General features: G+C 54.7%; 4 protein-coding genes. All 4 read right to left on the reverse strand.

Annotated features, from left to right (window positions below; genetic code table 11):
- Nucleotides 1-40: 40 nt before the first annotated feature.
- Genes ACN0VL_RS13145 through rapA form a run of 4 tightly spaced genes read right to left on the reverse strand, consistent with a single transcriptional unit; the run spans nucleotide 41 to nucleotide 5356 of the window.
- The gene (locus ACN0VL_RS13145) at nucleotides 41-991 is read right to left on the reverse strand and encodes a D-2-hydroxyacid dehydrogenase (protein WP_417618099.1); all 951 of its coding nucleotides are present in this window, start codon (nucleotides 989-991) and stop codon (nucleotides 41-43) included.
- Nucleotides 945-1793: a DUF3530 family protein gene (locus tag ACN0VL_RS13150; protein ID WP_417618101.1), complete on the reverse strand. Its 849-nt coding sequence runs from the start codon at nucleotides 1791-1793 to the stop codon at nucleotides 945-947. The genes ACN0VL_RS13145 and ACN0VL_RS13150 overlap by 47 nt, the downstream gene beginning before the upstream one ends.
- A 10-nt stretch (nucleotides 1794-1803) precedes the next feature.
- Complete coding sequence (locus ACN0VL_RS13155; protein WP_417618103.1) at nucleotides 1804-2469, reverse strand: RluA family pseudouridine synthase; 666 nt, start codon at nucleotides 2467-2469, stop codon at nucleotides 1804-1806.
- Nucleotides 2470-2482: 13 nt separating this feature from the next.
- The gene (gene rapA / locus ACN0VL_RS13160; protein WP_417618105.1) at nucleotides 2483-5356 is read right to left on the reverse strand and encodes an RNA polymerase-associated protein RapA; all 2874 of its coding nucleotides are present in this window, start codon (nucleotides 5354-5356) and stop codon (nucleotides 2483-2485) included.
- Nucleotides 5357-6041 lie beyond the last annotated feature (685 nt).

The following is a 6041-nucleotide window of genomic DNA, read 5'->3' on the forward strand; positions in this document are numbered from 1 at the left end:
GGCTTTGCTTGCCGCTTAAAGCCGACCGCTTCAGCTTTTTCTACACCAGTCTGTTTTGTTCTTTGCCTGCGACAAAGGCTTCTACGTTATCAATTAATTGCTCGGCCAGTCGTTGCATGGCGTTTTGGCTGGCCCAGGCGATGTGTGGCGTCAAGATAAAGTTGGGGCAGGCCAATGCCTGTATTAACGGGTTATCCGGTGCGGGCGGCTCTGCCGTAACCACATCAAATCCGGCACCGCCAATTTGCTGATGCTGTAATGCGGACAACAGGGCCGCTTCGTCTACCAGGCCACCCCGGCCCACGTTAATCAGCAAGGCATCGCTTTTCATCATCTTGAGCTCGGGCTCGGCAATCAAATGATGGGTGTCATCATTAAGCGGGCAATGCAGGCTGATCACATCGGCATTGGTCAGTAACTGTTCAAAGCTGACTCTGCCCTCGGTGGCCGGCTGGCCTTTACGCGCCGCCACTATGACCTTCATGCCCAGCGCTTGCGCCAGTTTTTCTAAATCGCGCGCTATGGTGCCATAGCCGATTAACCCCAACGTTTGCCCTGCCAGATCCCGCACCGGATAGTCAAAGTAGCAAAACTGTCCGCTTTGTTGCCAGCGACCCTGGGTGATGGAGTTGCGATAGGCATGCAGGTTGCGATTCAGCGCCATGATTAATGACAAGGCGTGTTCCGGTACCGAGTTTTTGCTGTAGTCGCGAATATTACAGACGGCAACCCCGGCCTGGCGACAGGCATCGAGGTCGACGTTATCGCTTCCCGTCGCCGCCAGCGCGACCAGTTTAAGGTGGGGTAGCTGGGCCAGTATGTCCGCGGTGAGACGCACCTTGTTGAGCAACACAATATCGGCGTCTTGCAAGCGCTCAACCACCTGCTCGGGAGCCGTGGCGTCATAGCTTTGCCACTGATGAGGAAAGTCAGGCGTTCGCAGGCTAATTTCCGGTGCCAGGGTTTGTTGATCGAGAAATACCAGTTTCACTGTGTTGCTCCTTTAAATAATCCGGCGCACTGGGTGGTAAGGGTAACCAGCCTAATCGTACCATCCAGCCCGCTATTTGCTTGTTCAACTGCACAGGGCCATTCCCACGCAGTAGGGTATAACCGGCTTGTTCCCGACGGCCTAGCTGCTGTTGACGACGTTGCTGATTATGCCTGGCCAACAGACTGTCGGGGTGACTATAAATATCGAGAATAGGGTAAGGGTTGTGAGCCAGGCTTGTTGCCAGCATCTGCTGTTCAGTAATGTGGCTGGGCAAGGCGTCAAACAGAATGAGTGCTTGAGGACGAACAATGGCACCGCCATCAACCAGCTGCTGAAACCACAGGGCAGCACTGCCCTGAGTGATCACCACCAAAGGAAAGCGGATTTCTTTTGCCGAGCCCTGATGCCCTTTTTCAGCCTGCCTGTTGTTGAGCAGAGCATGATCGGACAACAGATCACTTAGCTGCAGGCTCAGTTGTTTAAGCCATTGGCCTTGTGAGGGCGGTGGTTGTTCACTGGTGGGGTCGAATTGCTGCTGGCGCTCGTCGGGTTGTAGTAATAATACCTTCCAGCCCCGCCGTTGCCATTCACTGGCGATGGGCAACCACTGATGGGTCTGGTTTAATTCGGGCCAGACAAGCAAGGTGCCAACGGGCTCGCTGTGTACTTGATAATGCAGGAAACGGGCATCGGCACTGTATTGCGCGAAGCCCGTCCAGTCGAGTCGAGCCTGAGCCGGGGTCGATATTAGCAGGGCGGCCAGCAAAGCCGACCCTGTTAATTGTTGGCGCCTCGGCATCAGCAAGGCATCAGGTAATATCAAATGGCGCGGGGGCGCTAAATTTCAACCACTCTTTACTCTTGGGGTGGCGAAACTCCAACTCGGCCGCATGCAATTGCAGGTGAGGCGCCATGGTCAGTGCTTCACCCTCGGCATACAGGTTATCCCCCAAAATAACATGGCCCAGGCTTTTCATGTGTACGCGCAACTGATGAGAGCGCCCGGTAATGGGGATCAGCTTGATCAGGCTGCGGTCCTCCAGCCGGCGCAGACAGCGCCAGTGGGTGAGAGCCGGCTTGCCATTCTCATGATCGACCATGTGCCGCGGCCGATTGGGCCAGTCACAGCACAGGGGCAAATCGATGCTGCCCGCACTTTGTTTAGGGTTGCCATATACCCAGGCGTAATAGCACTTGGCAGTTTCACGCTCACGAAACTGCCGGTTCAGCTCGCGGTGTGCCTTGGGATGCAAGGCCATCACTATCACCCCGGAGGTGGCCATATCCAGGCGGTGTACCACCTGAGCGGTAGGGTAAACCCGCGCCACGCGAAGCGCCAGGCTGTCGAAGTGAACAGCCTCACGGCCCGGCACGCTGAGCAAGCCGCTAGGCTTGTTCAGTACAATCAAGCTGTCATCCTGATACAGCACTTCAAACTGGGGATCCGTGGGTGGATCATAATGCAGTAACGCCATTGTGCTGATGTCCTTATTGATGACTGACGACGATGTAGCGAATCGCATCCAGTTTTAAGCGAGTATTATTCAACAAACTGTCCAGCTCGTTTTGCAGCTCCTGCACATGAGTAATTTCGCTGTCACGTACGTTAGGGTTGACCTTGGCCAGCTGTTGCAAGCGCGCCAACTCCTGGCCAATCGATTCGTGCATCTGTATGCGTGCCTGTTCGACCAATACCTGCATTTGCTGCTCGGCAACAGGAGCAGCCTGCTGCAACAGATGATGAATAATGGCCTGGGAAGCATTGACCAGCTTGCTGGCCAGATGACGATTCACCGGACTAAGCTGACGATCAAATGACTCAAAGGTCACCTTGTCGGCCAGATCATTGCCATTTTTATCCAGTAACAAGCGAATGGGCGCGGGGGGCAAGAAGCGATACAGCTGGGCATTGTGTGCCGATTCGGCCACGAAGATCAGCTCCAGAAACTGAGTGCCGACCGGCAGCGCCTTGTTCTTGAGCACCGCCACCGAGGTGGTACCAATCTCGGAGCCCAGCACCAGATCGATGCCGCCGCGGATCATGGGGTGATCCCAGGTCAGCAGTTGCAAATCGTCGCGGCTCAGAGCGGTATCCCGATCGAAGGTAATGCTGGCGCCATCTTCCGGCAGGCCGGGAAAGCTGGGGATCAGCATTTGCTCGGTCGGGCGCAGCACAATGGCATTTTCGCCTCTGTCATCTTGATGGATTCCCACTTCATCAAACAGCTTGATGGCAAATATCGCCAGCGTCGGATCTTCATCTATTTCGGCAAGCTCGCCGGCCAGGTCACGCTTGAGGATCACCCCGCTTGAATTGAGCTCCAGCAGTCGATCGCGGCCCAGCTCCATCTGACTGTTCAGCTCATGAGTCAGAGAGCGGGTCTCTTCTATAAGCTGTGCCAGTGCAGCTTCGTCTTGTCCGTGCTCGGCAAGCAAGGCCAGTAATGGCTCAGACAGCTGCTGATACACAGGCTGACCCACGGCGTTGGGCTTGCTGAACGCATCCATGCCCTGGTGATACCACTGAGTCAGGGCGGCTTGCGCCGTGCCTTCAAGGTAGGGGACATGAATATCGATGTCGTGCAGCTGGCCAATACGATCCAGACGGCCGATGCGTTGCTCCAGCAAGTCGGGGTTGAGCGGCAGGTCGAACAGTACCAACTGATGGGAGAACTGGAAGTTACGGCCTTCCGAGCCAATCTCGGAACAGATCATGACCTGGGCACCACCTTCCTGTTGCGCAAAGTAAGCCGCGGCTTTATCTCGCTCCAGCAAGGACATGCCTTCATGAAACACGGTACCGCGAATGCCTTCTTTTACCCGCAGCGCTTCTTCCAGTGCCAGGGCGACACCGGCTTTGGCGGTGATGACCAGTATTTTGTCGTTACGTCTGGCCTTGGTATATTCCAGTAACCACTCTACGCGGCTGTCGAACTGGGTCCAGCTACTGTCGCCACCTTCAAACTGGCGATAAATTTCTTCGGGATACAGGGCCTGCAGTGCCTGACTAGCGGTGTCCTGATGGCTGCCCATCATACCTGCCACACGAATGGCGGTTTTATATTGGCTGGGTAGCGGCAGCGGATGCAGATGCAGCATGCGAGCCGGAAAGCCTTTGATGGCGTGGCGAGTATTACGAAACAGTAGCCGGCCGGTGCCGTGACGATCCAGCAGCTGAGCCAGTAACTGCTGGCGCGCAGCCGGGTCATTGAAGGCGCTATCATCCGAGCCATCCATGAAGGGAGCCAGGCGTGCCTTGGCGCCGTCATCGATGGGATCATCAGACAACAGCGCTTCGGCGGCGGCGGCCAGTGGCTGATATTCTTCTTCCTCTGCCAAGAAAGCGTCATAATCGTAGAAACGCTCGGGATCGAGCAGTCGCAGCCGGGCAAAGTGGCTCTCGTGACCTTGCTGATCCGGGGTGGCGGTCAGTAACAGGACGCCGGCGGTGTCTTCGGCCAGCGCTTCTACGACCTGATAAGCACGGCTGGGTTTTTCGGCATCCCAAATCAAGTGGTGGGCTTCATCGACGACCAAGAGGTCCCAATCGCTTTCGTGCAGCTGCTCAAAGCGTTTACGTTTCTTGGTAATAAAGTCGAGGCTGCACAATACCAACTGTTCGGTATCAAACGGGTTGTGTGCATCGGCAAAGGCTTCTACACAACGTTCTTCATCAAACAGCGCAAAGTGCAGGTTAAAGCGGCGCATCATTTCAATCAGCCACTGATGAATGAGCGCGTCGGGCACTAAAATAAGAATGCGGCTGGCGCGACCCGACAGCCACTGCTGCTGAATAATCATGCCCGCTTCAATGGTTTTACCCAGGCCCACTTCATCGGCCAGCAAGACGCGAGGCGCATAGCGGCTGCCCACTTCCTTGGCAATGTGCAACTGATGCGGGATCAGGCTGACCTTGCCGCTTGCCATGCCGCGCAGAGGCGAGCGACGACGGTTAAACTGGTGCATCAGCGCCTGATAACGCAAGTTATAGCGACCTATCTTGTCTATCTGGCCGGCAAACAGCCGCTCTTGCGGCTTGTTCAGCTTGATAAAGTGATTAAGAAAGGTTTCCCTCAGGCTGGCGGCTTCACCATTATCCAGGCGAGTACCATGGTAGATTAACAGACCGCTTTCTTCGGTGACTGAAGTGACTTCCAACTCCCAGTCTTCATGGCTGCTAATGACATCACCCGGGTTGAACATGACTCGAGTAATAGGCGCGTCATCTTTGGCATACATACGGTTCTCACCGCAGGCAGGAAATAGCATGGTTACCATGCGCACATCGATAGCCACGACGGCGCCCAGTCCCAGGTCGGTTTCTGTATCACTAATCCAACGTTGGCCGAGGGAAAAAGGCATTCAAATCTCCAAGCTGAAGAGGGGGGAGTAAAAAAGGGGCGCTATCTTACCGCAAGCGCCACACGGGCGCACCCGTCAAAATAACAGTAGCAGCGCCTGGCATTCAGTGCTTAGCAGCAAGCTCAAAGAAAACATCGTGACTTATTGTGAAGCTTGTTGTGAAGAGTGAGGGGTAAAAAGTAAAGAAGACCAGCAACACACTCGTCTTATGTTGGGCGCTTGGAGCTACGGAGCTGGGTGGTTTTTAAACCCCTCTATATAAGGGAGCGTGAAGGGGGAAGAGTAATGGGGGAAGGGGTAGAGCAAAGATCAAAGACATCTTCGCCACGGAATCCACGGAAAAAGATATAAGAGCAAGAACGAATTTTCACTTACCCCTCACTCCTCACCCCTCACCCTTCACTGCTGTTATCGCTCTTGGTCCGTGGTTTCTGTGCTTCTCGTTGTAAAGAGAGTCGTGGCAAAAAATGGTTTAGGGGGTCTGATGTTTTCCGCTTTACCCCTTACGCTGCACTCTTTATCACCCTTAATTGTGAATAACTCTGTATATAAGTTGTGTGCTTGCTGGGTGTTTAAGCGGTCAGTCATCAGGGGCCGTTTTTTATCAAAAAAGCCCTTGCGCTAAATCTCCCGCTCCCTATAATGCGCATCCACTGACACGGGGCAACCGGCCTACGGTCACAAG

The organism is Oceanisphaera sp. (assembly GCF_048268965.1).
Classification (GTDB): Bacteria; Pseudomonadota; Gammaproteobacteria; order Enterobacterales; family Aeromonadaceae; genus Oceanimonas.